The following is a 21956-nucleotide window of genomic DNA, read 5'->3' as shown; positions in this document are numbered from 1 at the left end:
TAAAGTGATGAGTGAGTATCAACCCGGACAAGTTGTGTATGTCATTATTCGAAACCCGCATGTACAGGGAGTCGCCAATGTGCAGGAAGCAGCTGTCGTGAGCGATCCCAATTCACCAGGAGATTTTGCACTATTTGTTTACGAAACGTATTATCCGCTAAACGAGGAGATCGCTGTGTATTCAACAGCGAGTGAAGCGGAAACGGCCTATCGAGAAGCCTTCGGGTTATCGGATGCGGAAGCCTATTATGGTTAAGCCATTCGTCCCTCAACTCGTATATGTGGAGCCCAGGGCATTGGATTATCCACTAGGTAGAGAATTGCTGGCCAAATTCGAAAACATGGGTTTGGATATTCGGGAAACGACCTCGCATAACCAAATCCGAAACCTGCCGGGGGACAACGATTTTCAAAAATATCGAGTGGCGAAGTCTACGCTAGTCGTCGGAGTGAGGAAAACCTTAAAGTTTGATACGTCCAAGCCCTCCGCAGAGTTTGCCATTCCGTTCGCCACAGGATGCATGGGCCATTGTCATTATTGTTACTTACAGACGACGATGGGAAGTAAACCGTATATTCGGACTTATGTCAATATTGACGATATTTTTGAAGCCGCGGACCAATACATGAAGGAAAGAGCCCCTGAGATAACAAGGTTTGAAGCCTCATGTACGTCGGACATCGCAGGGATTGATCACCTAACCCATACGCTCAAGAAAGCCATCGAATATTTTGGCGCGTCAGAGTTGGGACAGTTGCGCTTCGTAACGAAGTTCGCTCATATCGATCACTTGCTGGATGCCAAGCATAATGGTCGGACCCGGTTTCGCTTTAGTATGAATGACGATTATATCATTCAAAATTTTGAACCAGGCACATCCAGACAAGCGGAGAGGATGGAGGCAGCGAGAAAAGTGGCGGAGGCAGGATATCCATTAGGGTTCATTATCGCTCCGATCTATTTGCATGACGGATGGAAAGAGGGGTATAAGGACATGTTCGAGAAACTAGAGACCATCCTTCCCTCTTCTTCAAAGAAAGATTTGACGTTCGAATTGATACAGCATCGATTTACCAAGCCGGCGAAGCGTGTCATTGAGAAGAATTATCCGATGACCAAGCTGGAGCTTGATGAATCCAAGCGGAAGTGGAAGTGGGGACGATATGGGATAGGGAAATACGTCTATACCGATCTGGAGCAGGAGGATATGAAAGAGACGCTAGGTGGGTATATCCGCACTTATTTTCCTGACGCCACAATTGAATATTTCACATAAGGGAACGGGATCCTCGAAGGGAGGGGAAAAGCATGGATATAAAATTCGAGACGCTCACTTATGTCTTAAGCGAACAGTTCAAGAGGGAGATCATCTCAGCCGACTACCAGACGATGCCGTTAAAGGGCGGAACGGTGGGAAATGTGTACCTGGTCACGGGAGTTGCCGAAACCGTGGATGGTGAAGAGTTGCCGTACCGTATCGTGTTGAAAATTCAGAAGAAATGGGAGCGTTACGGCGACCCGGGTTCATGGCGTAGAGAGTATGATCTTTACGCGTCTGACTTGGAAACGACGTTCCCGGATGCTTTTCGCTGGCCGACCTGTTATTACGCCGAGATGAATGCCGAAGGTAGTGAATTCCAGCTGTGGCTGGATTATATCGATGGTGTATCGGGTCTAGACTTGACGGGTGACATGTATGAACAGGCCGCGCTGGACTTAGGGCGTTATCAAGGCAAGCTTTATGCGGAACAGCCCGCCATGTTGCAGAGCTTGACCAACCTGAGCCATGCCGATTTTATGAAGAATACATACCTGCATTACCGGGCATGGCCGGTTGTCTACAATTATATCCGCTCGGAGGATTGCGAATTGCCGCAGCACGTGCGTCAAATGCTCATCGACATCGATGAACACGCAGACGAGATCATCGCCCGCATCGAGAAACTGCCCCTCGTGTTATGCCATCGGGATTTCTGGGTGGCCAACTTGATCTTTGCCGACGGGAAAATCACGCTCATCGACTGGGATACCAGTGGATGGGGCTACTTGGGCGAGGATATCGCCAGTCTGATTGCGGATGAAGCGGATATCGATCACATGGTTGAATATTACCAACGATGCGTCCCCGCGTATTACAAAGGTTTTGCGGAGTATGTGGATGTAGCTTCTATCGTCGATGATTGCGTCTACGAGATGATTCTTTTCTTGTTCGGCTATAGGCTCGTGGATTGGGTTCTCCATACAGAGGACGAGAACGAGAAGATGAAGCATGTAGAGACGCTCCAGAAAATCTATGAAATGAAGGCGGCTTCTCCACCAGCTATAGTATAATTACTTATTATGAATAACTGGAGGAAGGGGCGCTAGCGTTGGCAAGAACGAAGGCCTTTGACACGAATGAAATCTTGCATAAAGCCATGAATGTCTTTGGAAATCGTGGCTATGAAGGCACCTCGCTGCCCGATTTGATTTCAGGGCTGGGCATTGCCCGCCAAAGTATATATGACACGTACGGAACCAAATGGGATCTCTTCTTCGCAGCGGTTAAGCATTATATGGATCAGAAGAATCGGGAGTTGCAGCAGCATTGCGAGGGGCCGGGAACGGTCGTTGACAAGGTGGAACTCGTATTTTTGACCATCATTAAAGTCCTAGTTGATCCCGAACTGCGTTTGGAATGCTTCATTATTAGCAGTGCGATTGAGCAGGCGCCTCATCATGAGGAACTGGCGGTTTATCTGCAAGAGAGTATAGAGCTGTCGGAGCTGACCTTCTACACGATGCTGGAACGGGCGGTGGAGGAAGGGGAAATCGGCTCAGAGGTGAACATCCGAGACCTGGCCCGGTTCCTGGTGCATGAGCGGATCGCCTTGATCACGTCAGCCAAGCTGGGAATAGAAGAACCGAAGCTGCTTGGACTCCTGCAGATGGTTCTAATGGTCTTTCGGACGATACAAGGCACTAAACGGTAGATCTTATTCAAACATATGAACCTCAAAAGGCTCTCCCAGGTCATCATAAATGGTGACGGGAGAGCCTTTTATCTTAGGATAATACTTTAGTTAGAAATGATGACTTATGTTCTGAAATAAACTGCTCTAGAGAACGCGGCTCTCGCCCGGTCACACGTAACACCGTGTCCGTAACCTGATCCTCCAATCCATCGAGGCGAATACGGATATCCATTTCGGCCAGGTTTTTGGCATAACTCTCCGGCAAACCAGTCGCCATATGCCTCTCTGTAAGTTGCTCCGGTGTGATATGAATATGGGCAGCGTTCAGGCCGGTCACGCTGCGGATCACTTTGGCCACATCGTCATAGGTGAGGGATTCTGGACCCGTAATGATAAGCTCCCGGTTAGGGGGTTCCTTGTCCGTCAGGGCATGAAAGCCAACAGCGGCAATATCCTCGGCGTCAACGAAACCGATCTTGCCATCCCCAGTTGCCGTATAAAGGTGTCCGCTTTGGCGCAAGGAATTTCCGTGTCCGTGTCCGGGATCCGTAAAGTTCTGCATGAAATAGGAGGGGCGCAGGACAGCCCATTCGGGGACATGCTCATGCAAGTAACGGTGAACCGCTCCAAAGACAGGGCCATCCTCCGGAATCGAGGCGCTTGATAACAGGACGTAGCGCCTTACCGAAGCGTCAATAGCCCTGCGGATAAAGGGGATCATGAATTCCTCAGGGTTCATACTTGGAGGTGCGATCAGGTAGACAGCATGGACGTCCTGCAGGATTTGATCATGGTTGGAGCCATCGAACCAATCGAAACGGACCGATTCCCCGGTTTGTTGATCCCCGGGCTTGGGTAAGCTACGTCCGGCTCTTCGAACCAGAACGCCCTGATTTTGCAGCAGCTGTGCGATGCGAGAAGAAGTCTTGCCTTGTCCTCCGGTTAGTAGAATACGGGTGGATGATTCATTAGGCATATCGTGATCTCCTTTAGTTCTCATTAAGGTCTAGTATTAAGTTGCGGCTAATGGATTCCAGTAGTCTTGATAATGAACGATCCTGCCATTCTCCTGAACCTTGACTACGGAAATATAGCTTTGTTCATAAGGTTGGCCAGTCATAAGGAGTTTTCCACTCGCTTCGAACTGAGCGAAGAACACCGGGGCATCGGCCGCTACATGAATGACCGGCGGGGTGAATGAGGTGATTTCAAGCACCTTCTCCAAATTCTCCAGATACGGCTTCAGCGCCGCCTTCCCGTCCAGACGCCTAGGATTCGGTTCCTGGGCATAAGGAAATTCGAAGATGATATCGTCCGCAAACAAATCGAGAAATGCATCATAATCCTTTCGAATATAACGATCCGCGAAGAGTTGAATCAGCTGCTCAGCCTGCCCGTTAGTCAAGGTATTCATTTCGATTGCCTCGCTTTCTAAAGAGAATGGAGCCTTAGCAAAGGGGGAAGCTCTAGACTCACTATATCACTTTCCGGACTGAACGGTCAAATATATTTTGACTGAACAGTCCGAAAAGTAAATGACTCATCAAGATTGCCAAGCAGCTGATTCCCGGGGAACAGTACTAAAATGGGGAGGAGAAGGGTGGAAATACGATGAGGCAAAAGAAAATTATTAATCGCTGTTCATTCGTCGATAAACTTGTTACGCGGGGCTGACGATGCCCGATTCCGCGAAGCGGCAATCAGCATCGGAATAGCGATCAGAAGGCTGACCATCACCGGCACAATAGAACCTTCAAGTCCAAAATCGCCTCCGGTGAGAAGTGGAGCGCCGCTCACGGTTACCGTAAACAGGCCGGTTGCAGGGTGACCGGATACAGGTATGCCAAGCAAAGCTTCAAGTGCATTCCAGGCAAAGTGCAGCCCCATGGCAAACCACAGGTTCCGACGCCACAGGTAGGCGGCGCCGAGCAGGACGCCTGCTTCAATGGTGATCGCGAATGCGCTCCATAGAGTTGCCCCGGTATTCCCGAGGTGGGCTACCCCAAAGAATAAGGAGGTTACAGCGAGTGCCGGCCAGTTACCCAACCATTGGCGAATCGCCTGGAACATCAGCCCGCGAAAGATCAGCTCCTCAATAATGGCTGCGCTTAAGGCACTTTCAATGGAAGCGAGTAGAATCAGATTCGTATCCGCAGCAGGGGCCCATTGAAGAGAGTAGCCCCCCAGAATCACAATCATCAAAGTAGACACAAGAATAAAGATGGCCCCGATGAGGAATCCTTTGCCCGCTTCCACGCCTGCGCGTTGTCTGGATAGTTCAGAAATGGACCGACGAGCTAAGTACTTCATCGTGAGCCAATAGACGAGGATGCCCCCGATGCTAGCCGTTAGAGTTAACAGAAGGGAGGATATTCCCTTTACATCCCCAGCTAGCAGCCGGAATAATACATCTACGAGAATGATCCCAATCGTGCCTGCGACCATCCAAGTGAGGGGGAAACGTAAAAATGAATTTGCCTTGTGTGCAGAAGTGTTCTTCATGTCTTGCTTCAGCTCCTCTATTGCTTAATGGTTAGGAGTATACGCTGAAAAAGTCATAAAGAGGCAGTGCCATTTCGTCATGATTTTGGTCAGGACCGGGTTATAAAGAATCCATGATTCCTGAATCTCGGGCTTTACGTGCGGCTTCCCGTCTCCCTTTCACGTTCAGCTTCGAATAAATCGTGGAGACATAATTTTTAACCGTCCCTTCACTAAGAGACAACGCTTCAGCAATGTCTTGATTGCGCAGGCCGGAGGCCAGCTTATGCAGCACGCTCATTTCGCGGGGGCTGAGTCCGTACTCATTACTCTCTGCGGCCGGGCTGTTGCTCATCTTTTTGACCATTTTACTCGCCATCTCCTGCGTGATTAGGGTCCCTCCCGCATGAACCACCCGGATGCCGGCGGCCAGGTCCTTGGGATGAATGGCTTTGAGCAGGTAACCCTCCGCACCATGACTTAATGCCGCCACTACATATTCGACTTCGCGATAGGAGGTCAACATGATAATTTGGATGGATGGGAACCGCTCTTTAATCCGTGCCGTTGCGGCAACGCCGTCCATGACGGGCATATTGATGTCCATGAGCACCACATCCGGCGGAGACTGCTCACAGCATTCAATGGCTTCTTGCCCATTCTTGGCTAACCCCACAACCTCCAAATCTTCTTCCATCGAAAGGACAATATGGAGACTCTCCAAAATTAATTCCTGATCATCGGCAAGCAGCACTTTAATTTTGGACATACCGCATAACTCCTTTGAGTGGGATTTCACATCTAACCTCGGTGACCGTTGTATTCTCCTCTTTAGAAGAAACCCGCAAGCTGCCCCCCAGTTGTTCGATCCGATGGTTCATCGTCGTCAAGCCGAAGCCGTATTCCAGCTTATCCATGGGTTTGCCATTATTTCGAATGATTAATTGCAGCATCGACTCGGAAAATCGAAGCTCCAGATCCAGTTGGGACGCTTTTCCGTGTTTTAGTGCGTTTGTAAAAGACTCCTGAATGACCCGAAGGATCGCTTGTTGCCCTTCAAAACGCAAGAGTGGCTCGGTACCGACCAGACTCGAATTCAGGACAATTCCCGTATGCTCCCGGAAACGTTCCACAAGCTCTTCGACCTGTTGTGTAAGACTGGAGTCTTCATCTCCCATCTCGTGAACCCAATTTCTCATTTCGTCCAGATTTTGTTCGGTCAACGCTCTTAAACGAATTAATCGATCTTTGGCTTCGGCGGGCTTGCGATCCAATAGGGCAATGGAGGCGTCCAGACTCATGATGAGGGAGATAAAGGAGTGTCCCAGCGTATCATGAAGTTCTTTGGACATGCGGTTGCGTTCTTCAAGCAAGGTCATTTTCTCGATCTCAGCGGCATAGAGGGTTAACCGTTTATTTTGCTGCTCGATCTCAGCGGCCATTTCGTTCTTCTGATGATACGCTTTGGCTACGAAGCTGACCCATATCCCGATGAAGCAGAATAACAGATTGTCTACTCCCATACTAAGGGTCTGCTCCCAAGATGATCCCAGGTAGGTTTGAAAAGTAAAAGGAATCAAAGTCACGGCAGGAATGATCCAAAGAGTACGTTTATTCAATAAATATCCCATTGTAAGACTCGGCAACAAGTAGTCTGCTTTTGAAGCCAGATCCGGATGGAAGACGGAGTTTATATAATAAGAACCTCCGAGCAAGAGCTCCAGGATACAAAACCATCCTTTGCTCATTCGCCGCCCAGGGAACCAGAATAGCATTGGGACGATAAATGCAATCATCAGCCAGATGAAGTTTAACCAGGTTTGGCTCGAAAGTTCACTTACGGTGAAAAACCGGGACGACAGCAATAGATAATGGTAAGAACGGAGAGCGAAGACGCCCCAGTCCATGAAAGAGAACACAGCCGGCCTCCACCACGCGAGAATGGATTTAAGGTGACGGTTGGCTTGCATAAGACGACTCCTCCTTGACCAGCAGATCAGTGCTTCATATAACTACAAACGGAGCGGTGTTCCGCATGCGCGTAGGACTGTTCTAGTAAGGATAACACCTTTCTCATCAGGTTGGCGACATTGAATATAAATTTGGGATTATAGGGATGACCCCTATAATGGGGGAGTTGAACTATGTCACTGATCTTTATAGCGGCTCTCTAGCCTATTTCAATAGCACAGGCGATTAGGTAAGAGTAGATTGATTTTTCTGGGAAATGGAGATAAATTCCATCCAATTTCTTTTGGAACATACCATTGAATGTGTCAGTGACATATAGTAAGGTTATGTCAGCTTAAGCTAATGGCTTGGTAGATCACGCGCGGTCTACCAACTAAAAAATAATAAAGGAATGTCCGGACATGAGTTCTGAAAGCGCTTCCAAAAAAGAGAAGCGACAGCTGTATTTGCAGGTTGCGGAGAAAGTATGATTGATAAGCTCCTTGCTTTAGATTGCATCCATTCCTTCGAAACCTCGGAGGCGCTGAAGACGCATCCGGCTCGTTCCAGCATGTCCGCCATAATATAATCAATCCCAATAACGAGGACAAATCAATGAGCTCAATAATAGAGCCGCCGGCCAAGGCGGCCGGTTCGGCAAGGTGCTTGTTCATCTGCAACGGGAGCATATGTACAGCAAGGAAGATCGGATGTAACCTATAGACCTCTTGAGGATTCGTTTCACAGAATCGCAAGCTACAAATCCGGACCTCCGCGAAGCCATCTAAACAGTATCATGTTTTGACATGATATAGGATTATGATGAATTCAAGCAGGAGATGGAGTCACACGGATACCAGTTGCTACGCGAAGAAGTGAACGAGATCAAAGGAGGAATAGGAATGAATACGATGATCGGAACTGAAAGTAATACGAAGGTAGGGTCCCGCCCTAGTGGAAGGATGGCCGCTTATTGGGCCGTCACCCTCATTCTCGCATTCTCGATTGCCTTAAGCGGCATCGGGCAATTGATGCGCTACGGAGGGAATGTCGAGTTAGTGACCAATATTGGGTTCCCGTTATATGTCACGAACATTCTGGGAGCTTGGAAACTGCTTGGAGTCATTGCTATCGTTATGCCGGGTTTCCCCCGGCTCAAGGAATGGGCTTATAGCGGAATCTTCTTTCTGATGACGGGCGCTGCCTTATCTCATGCGTTCGCTCATGATTACGGCGATTATGGATTTCATGTGATCTTGCCGCTCTTCTATGCCGCGCTTGCCATGGCCTCCTGGGCGCTGCGCCCGAAGAGCCGCAGACTTTAACATTCAAACGGTTATGAAATGAGTCCAGTGACAATCCTGGGCTCATTTTAGTCAACACAATAACACCGATGAATTTCTTGCATGCCTTTCGTCTATATAAGCGAGAAACAATAAGAAGACGAAAATCATGAAAGAGGTGTCCATGAACATGATTACAAATCCATCAAGAACGGTTCAGCTTACTCCCTATATTACTTTAGAGGGACGCGCGCGAGAGGCCATTCAGTTCTACGAAGAGGCGATCGGAGCTAAGGTCATTTCCATGATTACTTACGGCGAGATGCCGGAAATGCCCAATACATTCACTGACGAATTGAAGCGTCTTGTGGCTCACGCCAGGTTAAAAGTGGGTGACGCGGAGATCATGCTTTCGGATACTCCTGGGGGTTCACCGCTGGGGGATGGTAAAAGGGTGACCATTTGCATCACGACGAACCATGTCGAGCACTCCAGAGCCATTTTCGAGGCTCTGCGGCAAGACGGCCAAATCAATGTTCCGTTTCAAGAGGAATCCTTCAGCCCTGGATTCGGCGATGTCACGGACAAATTCGGCGTGACGTTCCAAGTTTATACGGAGACTCGTTGAAACGGATCATTAAAAAAATAAAATGCACGCCAAGCACCCTGACATGATGTTGTCAGGGTGCTTCGTTTAGGATGGGTATAGAAAGCACAACAAACGAACCCATTTCGAGGAGGAAATTGTTTATGACGAATTCTAAACCCATCCTTACTGAGAGAAGCACTGAAATCCGGCCGTTTCACCTCTCTGTGCCGCAAGGAGATCTGGATGACCTTCGGAATCGTTTGGCCCGGACACGTTGGCCGGATGCATTAGGCGAGGCAGGCTGGAAATATGGGGTTTCACTCGACTATGTGAAAGAGTTGGCAGCTTATTGGCAGAAGGAATACAATTGGCGAAAATTCGAAGCTTGCATCAACGAGCATCCTCAATTCACGACAATGATCGATGGAGCCAATATTCACTTTTTACATGTCCGTTCGCCTGAACCGGACGCCTTTCCACTGTTGCTTACTCACGCCTGGCCCAGTTCGTTTATCGAGTTCTTGGAATTAATCGGTCCGCTCAGCGATCCGCGCAGTCACGGCGGCGATCCGTCGCAAGCCTTCCATTTGGTCATACCTTCCGTGCCTGGTTTTGGGTTCTCGGGACCTGTTCTCGAAGCGGGGTGGGATATTGCTCGTATTTCAAGAGCATGGGATGTCTTAATGAAGCGCTTGGGTTATGCGGAATATGGTGCGCACGGCAGCGATTGCGGCGCACTGGTGTCCAGAGAACTGGGTATTCAAAAGCCGGATGGGCTGCATGGCATTCATGTGCTGCAGCTGTTCTCTTTCCCTTCCGGCGACCCGGCGGAGATGGCGGACTTATCGGAAGAAGATCAGCAGAAGCTTCAATTTCTGGCTAATTTTCAGGAAAGGGCGGGGTTTAACTCAATCCAATCTACACGCCCACAAACCCTCTCCTACGGGCTCTCGGACTCGCCGACGGGTCAGCTTGCTTGGATTGCCGAGTTGTTTTGCGGCTTTGGCGACCATGTCGATTATATCGACCGAGATGCTTTCCTGACGAATGTCACTTTGTATTGGCTGACGAATACGGCGGAATCATCCGCTCGTTTGTACTACGAGAATGCGCACAACCAGGGGCACGAGCCGCAAGGAACCAATACGACTCCAACCGGTGTGGCTGTGTTCGGAGATGATTTCAAATCGATCCGCCGATTTGCTGAACGTGATAATACGAATATTGTGCATTGGTCGGAATTTGAACGTGGAACCCATTTTGCCGCAATGGATGCACCGGACCTTCTCATCCCTGACATTCAGGCTTTCTTTCGAAGATTCCGTTAATACTGGTCTATAATGATGGTTTAGTAGAAGGGAGCTGTAAACATGGAGGCAGAGGACAAAGTGCGAAACGAAGGGTTAACAACCGAGAAGGCTACCGGAAAAGTACTGAATGACCGTGAGTTGAATCGCGCGCTGCTTGCCAGGCAAATGCTGCTTCATCGTGTTAAGCTCCCTGTCTTAGAGGTCGTCGAGAAGCTCGTTGGATTACAGGCACAGTCCCCGAATGCCCCTTATTTCGGTTTGTGGTCGCGGCTAGAAGGTTTCCGGCACGAAGAGCTGTCCCAACTGATGCGGGATAGACAGGTTGTACGTATGGCACTCCTGCGTTCGACCCTGCACCTGGTCTCTGCCCGCGACGCTTTGCAACTACGCCCTTTGCTGCAGTCCGTCATGGACCGCAGCTTAAGGGGATCCTTTGGCAAACACATTAAGGGGATAGACCTAGAAGCGCTTGCTGCGGCAGGGAGGGCAATCGTGGAAAAGGAGCCCCTGACGTTTAATGAATTGGGTAAGCGATTAGGTGAACAATGGCCGGGGCTGAATCCGGAAGCAGCAACGGCTGTGATCCGAAACCGGGTGCCGTTAGTACAAATCCCTCCTCGAGGCATATGGGGGGAGAGTGGTCAAGCTGTACATACGACAGTGGAGGCCTGGCTCGGTCAACCTCTATCCTCATCGCCAGATCTAGATGGGCTCATTCGAAGTTACTTGGCCGCATTCGGACCTGCCACTATCAGGGATATTCAAGTATGGTCAGGGCTTACGCGAATCCATGAAAGGATCGAATCTCTTCGTCCGCATCTGATCACTTTCCGAAATGAACGAGGCGAGGAGTTGTTCGATCTGCCGAATGCCCCTCGGCCCGATGCCGACTCGCCGTCTGCACCGAGATTTCTAAGTGAGTTCGATAATATGCTGCTGTCCTATGCGGACCGTAGTCGTATTATGAACGAAAACGACCGCAAACGTGTATTCACGTCGAACGGAATCATCCGTGCAACCCTCCTCATTGACGGCTTCGTAGCCGGAACCTGGAAGCTGACAAACGGGCGTGGAGGAGCTTTTTTGCATATCGAACCCTTCCGCGTACTTTCTAAACAAGAGATAGATGCTCTATCTGAGGAGGGGGTTCGTCTGCTTCATTTCGCAGTCCCGAATGCGGTTGCCTCTGATCTTATTTTTCACTAACCCGTTGGATATAGGAGGCTTCGGTATTTGAAGGTATAATAAGGCCAGGACTCGAATTCCCGTCACCGGAGGTCGATATATGAAGCTGGACCGCTTGCTTGCGATAACGATGACATTGTTGAATCAGCCCCGCGTCAGCGCTACGGACCTGGCCAAGCGATTTGAGGTTTCACTGCGAACGATCTATCGCGACATGGAAGCGATCAATCAAGCGGGGATTCCCATCGTATCTTTTGCCGGATCGGATGGGGGGTATGAGATTATGCAGGGCTACCGATTGGAGAAGCAGGTATTATCCTTGGATGACTTCTCCTCCATCTGCTCTGCCTTGCGCGGGGTACGTTCCGCGACCGATCATTCCGAAATCGATCGATTAATTGAGCGGATTGGTGCGTTAATGCCCGAACAGAACATCACCAGAGACCCGATTCATGTGGATCTCGATTTCAAGCCGGCCCCCAACGATAAAGTGCATATCGCTCCGTTACATCAGGCCATCAAAGACCTTCACCTCATTTCATTTACCTATCTGGATAACAAAGGTTCGGAAACCGAGCGCACACTGGAACCGATGGGGCTGTTCCTTAAGGGATATATTTGGTATGTCTATGGCTATTGTCTGACACGGAAGGATTTCCGCGTATTTCGCTTGTCCCGTATCGGGGAGCTGAGGATTTTACCGGAACATTTTGTGAGGCGAAACTATACGCTGCAGGATGTCGAACAACAGTTCGTGAATCGAGCTGATTTCAAGAAGGTACGGGCGGTACTCCGCTTTCAACCGGAAATGAAGACACGGGTTCGCGATGAATTCGGCTTCGATCAAGTCCTCGTCAATCCGGACGAAACCTTGTCACTAGTTACGTATTTTTCGTCCATGGAAAGAGCACTCCAGAAAGTCTTGAGTTACGGCAGTGGGGTAAAGGTGATAGAACCCGCGGAATTAATCCTGAATATGCAGCGTCAAATCGAGGAGATGTCTCAGCTCTATGGCTAAGACTGAGATCTAGATAAAAGAGGGTGCCCCGAATGGCAGAGCAATTGCTCTGCTTTCGAGGCACTCTTTTCTGTTTATTTTATCGTTCTAGGCTTACAGATCAATTTTCCAGTTGCCCATCCTTTTAGCGACTTCCGGATCGCGGTACGATAAGAAAAGACTTTCCCGAGTATCCAGTGCGGCAATTTGATCCATATCCTCAGGGCGGAGCTCAAAGTCGAAAATGTTGATGTTTTCGGCAATCCGCTCTTTGCGTACTGATTTGGGGATCACAACGATCCCTTGCTGAACCAGCCAGCGCAATACGACCTGGGCGACGGATTTGTTGTGTTTTTCCGCGATCGAGTTCAATACTTCATTGCTGAACAGGTGATTAAGACCTTCAGCGAACGGGGCCCAGGATTGGTGCTGCACGCCTTGTTCCTTCATAAACGCGGCGCTCTCGACCTGACGGTAGAACGGATGAGTTTCGATCTGGTTGACGGCGGGCACGATGTCGTTATGCACAATCAAGTCCATCAGACGATCCGGCAGGAAGTTGCTGACCCCGATCGCTCTGATCTTGCCTTCGCGATACAGCTCCTCCATCGCACGCCAAGCGCCATAGTAATCGCCGAACGGCTGGTGAATCAGGTACAGATCGAGATAGTCGAGCTGCAGCTTCTTCAGGGATTTGGCAAAAGACAGCTTAGCTCTCTCGTAGTCGGCGTCCTGAACCCAGAGCTTGGTCGTGATGAACAATTCCTCGCGCGGAATCCCGCTGCGCTTGATCGCGCGTCCGACCGCTTCCTCGTTGAGATAACCGGAGGCGGTATCGATCAGGCGATAACCCGCCATTAACGCATCATATACGGCATTCTCGCATTGTTCCGCATCGGGAACCTGGTAGACACCGAAGCCGAGGATCGGCATTTTCACTCCATTGTTCAAGGTTACGGTTTGCATGGTAATTCCTCCTCTTACTTTATATATGGCAGACGGCCGTCCGGTTCGGGGACTCGGCGGGTTTCCGCCTCCGGCCGACCTGCACACAGTAAGGTTACCGCCTTCGTGTTACACGAAGTCAACCGTCTGAAAAAAGTTTTCGGATATTGAAACAAGGCTCCTCCAATGAATGTTACGGTAGTATAATAGATTGAATACACCTTAGAGAACTGAGAGGAATGACCTAAACATGCCGATCCAATACCGATTTTACGAAACGCTGACGGACTCCGCTCTTTTAGAAGGGGTATGGGATTTGCTATACCGTTACGATCATGAATTTATACCGCCGCTGTCCGCCCGTGAGCATACGGATCAGTCCGATTTAACCAATGGCTCCGCGGGAACTCAAGAGCCGAAGCGATACTTTGAAGAATTGAAAGAGCAATCTTGTTGGCTGGCAGAGGATCAAGAACGAGTGATCGGGTTCATGTCCTTTCGCCCGCGTTATGTGTATGAAGATAGGGATGACCATGTGGACACGCTTTATGTGACGACCGTGATTGTGGATCAGGCGTATCGAGGCCAAGGAATCACGACGCACTTGTATGCGGAACTAGAGAGAATTGCGAAGCAAAGGAAACGACCCATGATGACGAGGACTTGGTCAACGAACGAAGGCCATATTCGAGTCTTAAACAAAATCAGCATGCAGGAAATCAAGCGGATCAAAGACGGACGAGGCCCTGGGGTGGATACCGTTTATTACCGCAAGGATATTTAGGAGGAAGAGACAACATCATGAACAGCAAACGATCCTTATGGCAGAAGCTTCAGGCCTACAAGCTTCACAACAATGTGTATGTCGTTATGATGTTAGCCGTAAGCGTACTGGGCTCCATCTTGATTTACGTATCCCCAATGCGACACAACCGCTTCGTCCCTGAGTTAGCGCTGGCTTGCGCCACTTCGTTGCTCGCCTCCATCTTCTCTCTCATCTCCGATATTTATGTCAAATATAAAAATCAAGAAAACGATAAGCTCCTGGAAGGGATCCACGAGTTTGGCATCAATGATCTTCATTTCAATAAGCTGCAGCTGTTGGAGCATTTGCTGAAAACTTGCGACCGGGAAGTCTGGGTCTCGGGATACCGCTTGATTCTGACTAGCAAGATATCCCCCAGCTTGTCGCAGGCGATCAAGCAAGGCGCTCTTCTCAAGATCTTGATCTCCCCTCCCTGGATGGACGGGTTCCAATTGGTTTACGGTGAGAACGATCGGGTAATCGACAACTACTGTAAAGTGTTCAGTGCAATCGCCAAGGCTTGCCGAGAGGCGGGTCGTCCCGTTGAGCAAGTGTGCGAGGTGCGGTTTACGAGGAAACCGTTGTTTAGCGATACTTATAAAGTAGATCTACATATCGTGACCGGGCCTTACATGCATAATCGGGATGAAGACGATCAACGGATTACGGCCAACGATTTTTTCACCTATAATTTGATCAAAAAAAGTCGTCTCTACCATTTAGTCGAGAACGAGTATATGACCTTGTGGGAAGAAGCGGACAGCGTCCTGACATGGGAAGATTATGCGAAGGTTTCCGAGCAAATTCGAATTCAAGACCTGCGGGAAAAGGAGAAAATTGAACTCATGAAAGAGGCTAGCCAGCCGATGGGTTCCGTCAGGGAGAGAAGTGTGAAAGTCGGGTAATAAATCGCAAACGGACGCGCGTAACCTCTCGTTGATGGTGGATAAGTGGTGTGGTTATAATAGGGGTATGTCAAACCCAATAAATCCCACCAAATTCTATATCCCTGCCCCTAGGTCGAGAACGGTGATACGCCGGAGGTTAACGGAGAAATTAAACAAGGGTTTGCACCGTAAATTAACCCTAATCTCTGCACCGGCGGGCTATGGAAAAACGACGCTAGTGTGCGAATGGCTAGCCGGTTGCGAGCGCCCTGCTGCGTGGCTTTCGCTTGAACAGGGCGATACCGAGCTCACGCGATTCTTGACGTATTTGATTTCCGCGCTTCGGACTATAGAGGAGGATATAGGCGCGGGCGTGCTTTCCATCCTCCATTCCCCGCAGCCGACACCAACCGAGTCGATCTTGACGGCTCTTCTCCATGAACTTACGGCTATTTCGACTCCATTTCTCTTGGTCCTTGATGATTACCATGCGGCGAGCTCGAGAGAGATCGACGAGGCGGTAGGTTTCCTTCTGGACCACCTTCCCCCTCAGATGCACCTGGTCTTAACAACCCGCGAGGACCCCGCGCTTTCATTGCCGCGGTTGCGGGCTCGGGACCAATTAACGGAGCTCCGCGCTGCCGATATGAAGTTTACGTTTCCCGAAGCTGAAACCTTCTTTAACCAGCTCATGGATCTGCAGCTTACTGCGGACCATATCACCGAATTGCAATCTCGCACCGAGGGATGGGCTGCCGGGCTGCGAATGGCTGCGCTCTCTATCGAAGGAGATCACAATGCCGAGCGGCTTCTTCAGTCCTTCACGGGCAATCATCATTTTGTGCTGGATTATCTAATGGATGAAGTTCTGCAGCGTCAGCCTGAGGCTGTGCAACACTTTCTACTGCGAACTTCACTCCTAGACCGAATGTGCGGATCGTTATGCGATGACATGATGCTCCAACCGGAGATTTCCAGTCATGAAGTGTTGATTGAGCTGGATCGCAGAAATTTGTTTGTTGTGCCCCTCGATCATGAACGACGATGGTATCGATACCACCATTTGTTCGCGGATCATCTTCGTCGGCGGCTGTTGGATCATACGAGTGCAAGCGAAATCACCGAATTGCATCAGCGGGCAAGCCAATGGTATGAAGAACATGGCTTCGAGATCGAGGCGTTTCATCATGCCATAATGGCTCGAGATGTCGAGCGATGCTTTCGTCTGCTTCAAGGCAACGGGATGCCGCTGCATCTGCGGGGAGCTGCAAGAATGACGATCGAGTGGCTGGAATCGTTGCCTGCCAAGGAACTCGATGGAAGACCCGAGTTATGGGTGTATTATGGCTCCGCTCTATTGATTGCCGGTCAACCGACAGGGGTCGAGCGCAAGCTCCGATCGGCAGAGATGGCCTTGGAGGACGTGGAACCAGACGCCGGCGTCCTGGACCTGATCGGATGGATTGCGGCTACCCGCGCTACGCTAGCCTCATTACTACTAGCGGATCAACAGGATGCCGCGGAACCTAATCTTTATACGGCCGAAGCGGTGATGCAAGTCTCGGAAATCGAGGATAAAACGGAGGACCTTGTCGGTTTGATTGCGCCTGCTTGGAATGCGGGAATAAGTGAACCGGGCGTATTAGATCAAGTCATCCTCCAATCCCGACGTGCGCTTGCCTATTTGCGACCGGATCATCTCCCCGTCCGGACGGCGTCCGCTTGGATGCTGGGCGTTGCTTGTCAGCGGCGGGGAGATTACGATGAGGCTTGCGAGGCTTATCTGGAAGTCATCGCGAACTGCCAAGTGATGGATCACCAACTGATGGCGGTCATGGCGATCATCGGAATCGCTCAAATCAGAGAAGTAGAAGGGCGGCCCGATCTAGCGGCAGAGCGGTACCAAGAGGCTCTGAGGCGCGCTGGCGATCTGCCGCACCCCGCTAGGAAAGAAGCCGAAATAGGCCTGGAGCGCGTACGCCGTGTGCTCGAGTCCGGGAGAAAGCATAACCGGATCGAGCCGCTTAGCCAACGTGAAATAGAGGTACTGCAGCTGATGGCCCAGGGACTTTCCAATCGGGAAATCGCTGAGAGGCTTTTCTTGGCCTTGGATACGGTGAAAGGCCACAACCGAAGGATTTTTGAGAAACTCCACGCACAACGACGCACGGAAGCGATCGCCCGCGCCCGCGAACTCAATTTAATAAGCGACACGACAAAACCACACTAAAGTGTCTACAGGCTCCCTCCTCTTCGAGTTATACTGCTCTTAATTCGCAATGAGAGGGGATTAAGCATGAGGAAGGCAGAGCGTGTGGCGGGGGTTTTATTTTTCTTGTCGACCGGCGCATTTTTGGTGGGGAGCGGGATATTGGATCCGATTTTGCATCGAACGGACTTGCTCGTCGGTGTGGGTTCCCATCGAACGAGCATGCTTACAGGATTGTTCCTGGAGTTCATTAACGCTATCGCGGTTGTGGGGATTGCCATGTTGCTGCAACCAACGTTAAAGAAATATCATGAAGCGTTTGCGTTCGGCTACTTCGCTTCTCGGGTCATGGAGTCAGCCATGTTGATGATCAGTTTCATCGGACCGCTCCTTCTTCTCGCGTTAAGTCAGCAGTCCGTAACTGCCGAAGCTTCCGGTGGTGCATACCTACAAACTTTAGGGAGCTTAGCGGTGGGAACCCATGAGTTATTATTTGATCTCGCCATGCTTGTACTAAGTTCCGGCAGCTTGTTATTTTGTTCGATTCTTTATCAATCGAGACTGGTTCCGCGATGGTTGTCTGTGATTGGCTTCGTAGGCTATACGGGGCTGCTGGCTAGCAGTTCTCTGTCTCTGGCCGGCCTGGATGCCGGACAAATTCTTTACCTCCCCGGTGCGATCTTCGAAATCGTTTTGCCGGGTTGGCTCATCGTGAAGGGATTTCATCCGCAATCCCAATCTACGGCCTAAATCTCCTAGCTGAATAACTAGACCCGATGAATTTGGCAACGGGATATCGTCTAAATAGATGGACATTTGAAAAATAAGAAGTAGGGAGCTGATAAGAATGAAGAAATCAGGATGGGCGAGTCCAATTACCGAAATCACCTTGTTTGTAGCAGATCTGCAGCGGTCGAAGGCGTTTTATCAAGAGACGCTTCAACTGGCGATTCATTATGAAGATGCCGACTGCGCGGTGTTTGATTTTGGAAATACCTGCATCAATCTCTTGAATCAGAACAATGCCCCTGAATTGATCGAGCCGGCTCAGGTTGGTCGAAACGGGGAGGGGCCCCGGTTCCTGTTCACGATCCAAGTGTCGGACGTCGACCGGATTTGCAACGAGCTGGAAGAGCAAGGCGTCAAATGGCTAAATGGTCCGATCACGCGTCCGTGGGGGCGGCGGACGGCTTGTTTTGCAGACCCGGACGGTTATGTATGGGAGATTGCGCAGGTGCTCTAACCCTCCCTTCCGGTATTTTTTTATGCTGAACTAGCAGAACGTGGGAGGATTTTCCTAGGATATATGGAATGATATGATGTACCCGCGTGGGTGATCCGTTCGGGGAGTCAATGATGGAAATGAGGAAATTGAACTGATGTCACAGATTCGGTTGGGCAATACCCGATTAACAGGGGCGGATGGCGTTCGCGCGATCGCTTGCTTGTCTGTCATCCTACATCATTTGTCACAACGTCTAGCGATGCCCGCGCAAGAGAAATGGCTTCAAGAAGTGCAGTCGGTTGCCCTGCTTGGGAATAGCGGGGTCAGCTTGTTTTTTGTGTTAAGCGGATTTTTGTTGTCATTCCCTTTTTGGAGTGCTTACTTGGAGAAGGAGTCATTTCCGAGCATCCGAACGTACACGAAGCGCCGCGCTGCGCGTATTATGCCCGGCTACTATGTTTCGTTCCTGGTTTGTCTGCTCCTCACCTGGAGCCTAAGCATTCCTACGGAGTTCATGTGGCGGCGAATCCTCACGGGTTTCACGTTTACGGCGGGCTTTCACTATACCACGTTCTTTCCGTCCGACTTGAACGGGCCGTTCTGGTCGATCAGCTTCGAGGTATTTAGCTACGTGCTGATGCCTATGTTGATGGCTATCTTGTTCCTGCTCGGCAAGCGACGTTCGTTTGCAAAGGCCATGTTATTCTGGTTCATCGCGTTCGGATTGGTGCTTGTTGCCAACTCGCTCGTTCATCAGTGGTTTACGCCAAGCGAGAACGGTCGGGGTTGGGACTTTGGTCAGATTGGCGGGGCAAAATTCTGGATGCCGAATTACAATCCAATCGGATTCTTCGGCCACTTCACTATCGGCATAATGGCGGCAGGCGTAACGGTAGCGATCATGCAGCGCGGTGCCGACATCGAACGGTTGCGTAAGCGCGGGCTGTTTGACGCCGTCGGGGCAGCCGCTTTGGTGCTTGCGGGCTTGCTGATCTGGCGCATGCGTCACCTCGGCGAATTTGACTTCAGCCTCCAGCAGCAGCCGTACTATTTCCCGACGTATGCCATTTTGTTCGGTATTGTGCTGTTGTCCGCACCGTTCAGCTTGGGCTTAGGGCGTTGGCTGGATAATCGGTTGTTCCGATTCATCGCCAAGATCTCATTTGGCCTGTACATATGGCACTACTTATTTATTATATTGATCGAAAAATACGGCATTCCGGACTATCACTATTTCGGCATCGAAGACGTGGGGCGATGGCTCGCCATCAGTGGTTTCGTTGTCCTCATCTCGTTTGTTGCGGCAACGATTTCTTATTATCTCATCGAGCAACCGTTTATCAATTGGTCGAAAGGCAAGCCGTTCTTTCGGCGTAAGCGGACGGAACCGAACGAAGTTCATGTCGCATGAAGAAGTGATTATCGACGAACCTGCCCTTGGCAGGTTCTTTGTCTTCGTTGATAGCGCCAGGAATCATATCCTTGACGGAAACATCGGGTCAGGTGTGCCGCATCCTCTCATGGTTCCTGACAGTTACATTCATAAAGGGTTCACACGGTGGAGATAAATAGGAAGGATGCAAACTGATGCATGGAAAGGGCGGTAAAATATGGGCGATTCGGTAGACAATCAACACATTGAAAAACATTTTGCGTCATCCGATCTGATTCGGGATATTGTCATTGGCATGGCGGACGGACTAACCGTTCCCTTCGCGCTAGCTGCCGGATTGTCGGGGTCCGTTTCCGGTACGAATATTGTTGTAGTAGCCGGAATCGCAGAAATCGCGGCGGGGTCGATTGCGATGGGATTAGGCGGCTATTTGGCCGCGCGAACGGATCGTGAACATTACGCGACTGAATTAGAAAGGGAACGCCGAGAGATCCAGGAGGTCCCGGAGCGGGAAAAGGAAGAGGTCGCAGATGTGCTCAGAAGATGGGGGATCCCAGAATCGAACGTCCAATCGGCCACGGATTCCATTAGCCGGGACCCGGACAAATGGGTCGACTTTATGATGAAGCACGAACTCGGACTGGAAGAGCCGGAACCGAAAAGGGCCAGAAATAGTTCCATAACCATCGGCTTATCCTACATCATTGGCGGATTGATCCCGCTATCTCCCTACATGTTCATCCATCAAGCCAATACGGCGCTAATGACTTCTGTGATTGCAACCTTAATCGCATTATATGTATTCGGCTATATTAAGGGGCGGTTTACTGGATCCAAGCCATTTAAAAGTGCATGGCAAACCACTCTTGTAGGAGGAGTAGCGGCGGGGATTGCCTTTTTCATAGCCAATATCATATCCTAGCGTGTAGCCCTTGATCTTATCGGTTTTTCGGGACGCTTATCAGCATGAACGCCAGGAAGGGACTCCTTAGGGGGTCCTTTTCAATTTGCCCTTTGTCGCTCCCCCGCAGAACACATCATCTTCACATATTCTCATGAAAATTGAAAGAAAATTGGGGTCTATATTCAAGGTAGAGATTAGCAGGGACAATCAATGGGTATGAGGAGGATTCCTAGTTATGAGCAAAAGTAAAAAGGTGTGGATTCTCGCCGTCGCCGCGATGGCAGCAGCCTTGTTTCTCATCGTTTATCAGATGTTAGTGGTGAAGGAGATCGCGGGATATCGCCACAGACCGGGGCCGGCGGAAGAGATATTCAAAACGTTAGGTACGGTTACGGTTTTTGTTGGAGCAGGAGGCTTCTGTTGGCTATGGTTCAAGAAACAACGCAAAGCTCCTCAATGGATCATCCGGAGAGTCGGAGCCCTGCTGCACCGATTGCATCAGCCTCTTGGATGGCTGGCCTTGGGACTGGTTGCTTTTCACGGGGGTTACTTCCTGATTACGGACATTCAAAACCGCGATATCTATTCGGGTATCGCCGCGTTCCTCATTTTGCTTGCGATTGCAGGATACGGCTTCTTCATCAAAAGAATTCGCAATAAGTGGATGCGCCTCGTTCACCGCACGCTAGGGATCGCATGGGTACCTGCACTGTTTATTCATGCGGGAGGCTCTGCTGTTATGGCCACATTCCTAACAATTATGGTAGGCGTATTGATGTGGTTTTTTGGTAAAATAAAGGCAAAGCAGGCGGGTTAATTACGCGTTCGAGGTGGCGGA

23 protein-coding genes are annotated in these 21956 nt (G+C 50.1%); 17 read left to right on the top strand and 6 right to left on the bottom strand.

Features of this window, described 5'->3' with window-relative positions; translation table 11 throughout:
- The first annotated feature begins 7 nt into the window (after positions 1-7).
- From KJS42_RS07340 to KJS42_RS07325, 4 genes are read left to right on the top strand one after another with little or no spacing between them, the layout of a single operon-like run.
- Positions 8-256: a transcriptional regulator SplA domain-containing protein gene (locus KJS42_RS07340; RefSeq protein WP_193417545.1), complete on the top strand. Its 249-nt coding sequence runs from the start codon at positions 8-10 to the stop codon at positions 254-256.
- A complete protein-coding gene (splB, locus tag KJS42_RS07335) occupies positions 249-1277 on the top strand; it encodes a spore photoproduct lyase (RefSeq protein ID WP_193417544.1) in 1029 nt (342 codons plus the stop codon). The genes KJS42_RS07340 and splB overlap by 8 nt, the downstream gene beginning before the upstream one ends.
- Before the next feature lie 32 nt (positions 1278-1309).
- Complete coding sequence (locus KJS42_RS07330; RefSeq protein WP_213622470.1) at positions 1310-2332, top strand: phosphotransferase family protein; 1023 nt, start codon at positions 1310-1312, stop codon at positions 2330-2332.
- Positions 2333-2370: 38 nt separating this feature from the next.
- The gene (locus KJS42_RS07325) at positions 2371-2973 is read left to right on the top strand and encodes a TetR/AcrR family transcriptional regulator (protein WP_193417542.1); all 603 of its coding nucleotides are present in this window, start codon (positions 2371-2373) and stop codon (positions 2971-2973) included.
- A gap of 73 nt (positions 2974-3046) precedes the next feature.
- Here KJS42_RS07325 and KJS42_RS07320 read toward each other — a convergent pair whose 3' ends face one another.
- From KJS42_RS07320 to KJS42_RS07300, 5 genes are all read right to left on the bottom strand, one after another.
- Positions 3047-3931, bottom strand: coding sequence for an NmrA family NAD(P)-binding protein (locus KJS42_RS07320; RefSeq protein WP_213622469.1), 885 nt, complete (start codon positions 3929-3931; stop codon positions 3047-3049).
- 36 nt (positions 3932-3967) lie between these two features.
- A complete protein-coding gene (locus KJS42_RS07315) occupies positions 3968-4369 on the bottom strand; it encodes a nuclear transport factor 2 family protein (protein ID WP_213622468.1) in 402 nt (133 codons plus the stop codon).
- A gap of 227 nt (positions 4370-4596) precedes the next feature.
- Positions 4597-5457, bottom strand: a complete 861-nt coding sequence (locus tag KJS42_RS07310) for a CPBP family intramembrane glutamic endopeptidase (protein WP_213622467.1) — start codon at positions 5455-5457, stop codon at positions 4597-4599.
- Positions 5458-5557: 100 nt separating this feature from the next.
- Positions 5558-6205, bottom strand: coding sequence for a response regulator transcription factor (locus KJS42_RS07305; RefSeq protein WP_213622466.1), 648 nt, complete (start codon positions 6203-6205; stop codon positions 5558-5560).
- A complete protein-coding gene (locus KJS42_RS07300) occupies positions 6192-6959 on the bottom strand; it encodes a sensor histidine kinase (protein ID WP_244868409.1) in 768 nt (255 codons plus the stop codon). Before KJS42_RS07300 ends, KJS42_RS07305 begins: the two co-directional genes overlap by 14 nt.
- Before the next feature lie 1329 nt (positions 6960-8288).
- Between KJS42_RS07300 and KJS42_RS07295 the strand changes: the two genes are divergently transcribed.
- The 5 genes from KJS42_RS07295 to KJS42_RS07275 all read left to right on the top strand — a co-directional run bounded on the left by KJS42_RS07295 (position 8289) and on the right by KJS42_RS07275 (position 12771).
- On the top strand, positions 8289-8711 hold the full coding sequence (locus tag KJS42_RS07295; protein ID WP_193417537.1) for a DoxX family protein: 423 nt from the start codon (positions 8289-8291) through the stop codon (positions 8709-8711).
- A gap of 142 nt (positions 8712-8853) precedes the next feature.
- Positions 8854-9297, top strand: coding sequence for a VOC family protein (locus KJS42_RS07290; protein WP_239483869.1), 444 nt, complete (start codon positions 8854-8856; stop codon positions 9295-9297).
- A 122-nt stretch (positions 9298-9419) separates the two neighbouring features.
- The gene (locus KJS42_RS07285) at positions 9420-10586 is read left to right on the top strand and encodes an epoxide hydrolase family protein (RefSeq protein WP_213622465.1); all 1167 of its coding nucleotides are present in this window, start codon (positions 9420-9422) and stop codon (positions 10584-10586) included.
- Between the two features lie 42 nt (positions 10587-10628).
- Positions 10629-11774 carry a winged helix DNA-binding domain-containing protein gene (locus tag KJS42_RS07280; protein WP_213622464.1) on the top strand — a complete coding sequence of 382 codons (1146 nt, stop codon included), beginning with the start codon at positions 10629-10631 and terminating at the stop codon, positions 11772-11774.
- Between the two features lie 79 nt (positions 11775-11853).
- On the top strand, positions 11854-12771 hold the full coding sequence (locus KJS42_RS07275; RefSeq protein WP_213622463.1) for a helix-turn-helix transcriptional regulator: 918 nt from the start codon (positions 11854-11856) through the stop codon (positions 12769-12771).
- 93 nt (positions 12772-12864) lie between these two features.
- Here KJS42_RS07275 and KJS42_RS07270 read toward each other — a convergent pair whose 3' ends face one another.
- Entirely contained in the window at positions 12865-13716 is an 852-nt protein-coding gene (locus KJS42_RS07270) for an aldo/keto reductase (protein ID WP_155604620.1), read from the bottom strand.
- A gap of 229 nt (positions 13717-13945) precedes the next feature.
- Here KJS42_RS07270 and KJS42_RS07265 point away from each other — a divergent pair, with 229 nt between their 5' ends.
- From KJS42_RS07265 to KJS42_RS07230, 8 genes are all read left to right on the top strand, one after another.
- Positions 13946-14479 (top strand): GNAT family N-acetyltransferase, encoded by a 534-nt coding sequence (locus KJS42_RS07265; protein ID WP_213622462.1) that lies wholly within the window; start codon positions 13946-13948, stop codon positions 14477-14479.
- Between the two features lie 17 nt (positions 14480-14496).
- Positions 14497-15405, top strand: coding sequence for a hypothetical protein (locus KJS42_RS07260; protein ID WP_213622461.1), 909 nt, complete (start codon positions 14497-14499; stop codon positions 15403-15405).
- Positions 15406-15568: 163 nt separating this feature from the next.
- Complete coding sequence (locus KJS42_RS07255) at positions 15569-17617, top strand: helix-turn-helix transcriptional regulator (protein ID WP_244868408.1); 2049 nt, start codon at positions 15569-15571, stop codon at positions 17615-17617.
- A gap of 66 nt (positions 17618-17683) precedes the next feature.
- Complete coding sequence (locus tag KJS42_RS07250) at positions 17684-18346, top strand: DUF4386 domain-containing protein (RefSeq protein ID WP_213622459.1); 663 nt, start codon at positions 17684-17686, stop codon at positions 18344-18346.
- Between the two features lie 97 nt (positions 18347-18443).
- A complete protein-coding gene (locus KJS42_RS07245) occupies positions 18444-18839 on the top strand; it encodes a VOC family protein (RefSeq protein WP_213622458.1) in 396 nt (131 codons plus the stop codon).
- A 136-nt stretch (positions 18840-18975) separates the two neighbouring features.
- Positions 18976-20232, top strand: a complete 1257-nt coding sequence (locus KJS42_RS07240; RefSeq protein ID WP_213622457.1) for an acyltransferase family protein — start codon at positions 18976-18978, stop codon at positions 20230-20232.
- Between the two features lie 199 nt (positions 20233-20431).
- Positions 20432-21136: a VIT1/CCC1 transporter family protein gene (locus tag KJS42_RS07235; protein ID WP_213622456.1), complete on the top strand. Its 705-nt coding sequence runs from the start codon at positions 20432-20434 to the stop codon at positions 21134-21136.
- A gap of 217 nt (positions 21137-21353) precedes the next feature.
- On the top strand, positions 21354-21935 hold the full coding sequence (locus tag KJS42_RS07230) for a hypothetical protein (protein WP_213622455.1): 582 nt from the start codon (positions 21354-21356) through the stop codon (positions 21933-21935).
- Positions 21936-21956: the final 21 nt, after the last annotated feature.

This window comes from Paenibacillus sp. J53TS2 (genome assembly GCF_018403305.1).
Lineage (GTDB): Bacteria > Bacillota > Bacilli > Paenibacillales > Paenibacillaceae > Fontibacillus > Fontibacillus rhizolycopersici.
Note: the sequence above shows the minus strand (reverse complement) of the source record. Positions and strands in the feature narration are given on the sequence as shown.